This is a genomic window from Vibrio sp. 970, from assembly GCF_033339075.1.
Map to the genome: position 1 here is coordinate 1 of NZ_JAWOTW010000367.1, position 672 is coordinate 672.

Annotated in this window: 1 protein-coding gene; it reads right to left on the reverse strand. The window is 47.5% G+C overall.

The features are described from left to right. On the reverse strand, positions 1 to 672 hold a 672-nt coding region (locus R7Q11_RS26720; RefSeq protein WP_318094469.1), incomplete at both ends, for a DNA gyrase C-terminal beta-propeller domain-containing protein.

Genomic DNA, 672 nt, shown 5'->3' on the forward strand with positions numbered 1-672 from the left:
ACCGTTTTGAGTAACCGTTAGGATGTCGCCTTCGTTAGACGGAACGATTAGTGAAACCACTTGGTCGTCGTCAGCCAGCTTCATACCACGGACACCTGCCGCTGTACGACCCATTGCACGTACTTTGTCCTCGCTAAAGCGAACAACTTTACCTGCTTTAGAGAACAGCATGATGTCGCTTGAACCCGTTGTGATATCAACGCCGATTAGAGAATCGTCATCACGTAGGTTCACCGCAATTAGACCGTTTGAACGTACGTTCGCAAACTGGTCTAGAGAAGTCTTCTTAACGGTACCGTCGCCAGTTGCCATGAAGATGAACTTGTCTGCAGAGAACTCATCGACTGGAAGAATTGCAGTGATACGCTCACCATCTTCCAATGGAAGGATGTTCACGATCGGTTTACCACGTGCAGTACGGCTCGCCAATGGCAATTGGTAAACTTTCAGACGGTAAGTCTTACCGCGAGTAGAGAAACATAGAATGTTGTCGTGGGTATTCGCCACTAGAAGACGTTCAATGTAGTCTTCATCTTTCATTCGAGTTGCACTCTTACCTTTACCACCACGGCGCTGTGCTTCGTAGTCGCTTAGAATTTGGTACTTACCGTAACCTTCGTGAGATAGAGTTACGACTACGTCTTCACGAGCAATCAGCTCTTCCATGTCGAT